Source organism: Vibrio sp. 1562 (assembly GCF_033340155.1).
GTDB lineage: Bacteria > Pseudomonadota > Gammaproteobacteria > Enterobacterales > Vibrionaceae > Vibrio > Vibrio alginolyticus.
In genome coordinates this window covers 1-516 of record NZ_JAWOVY010000779.1, presented here as the reverse complement: position 1 = coordinate 516, position 516 = coordinate 1, and the positions used below count along the sequence as shown (strand labels likewise).

Below are 516 nucleotides of genomic sequence, written 5' to 3'. Positions count from 1 at the left end.
GGCGGATGTGGTGTTGGATTGCAGTGACAACCTGCCAACGAGGCAGCTGATCAATCAAGTTTGTTATGAGCAAAATACACCTCTGATATCGGCGGCAGCGATTGGTTGGCAAGGGCAGTTTGCTGTTTTTGACTACTCAGACAAACCATCAAATTCAGGCTGCTATCGATGCTTGTATCCGTTTGATGAATTGCAGCAAACAATGAAGTGCAGCGAAACCGGCATTATCGGCCCTGTGGTGGGCACTCTGGGGAACTACCAAGCTCTCGCTGCTATTCAAAAGTTGGCGATAGATCGCTTTCATGTTGCGTGTGGTCAGTTACACCTCTTTGACGGGCTGCGGATGAACTGGCAGACCATGTCTATAACCAAAGACAAGCAATGTCAGGTTTGTGGTGACAATAATCTTGCTCCAGTGAGCAGTTAAGAGATGACCGCCATGACAGTTTCAAATCAATTAGCATCAAATTCGTTTGTACGTTCATTTGCCAAAGGAGAGAGGTAGCGTGATAACTA

General features: G+C 46.7%; 1 protein-coding gene. It reads left to right on the top strand.

The window, feature by feature from the left end:
* Window positions 1-427, top strand: a 427-nt coding sequence (locus R7Z49_RS27610; RefSeq protein WP_318112847.1) for a HesA/MoeB/ThiF family protein, incomplete at its 5' end; no start/stop codon positions are given.
* Window positions 428-516 lie beyond the last annotated feature (89 nt).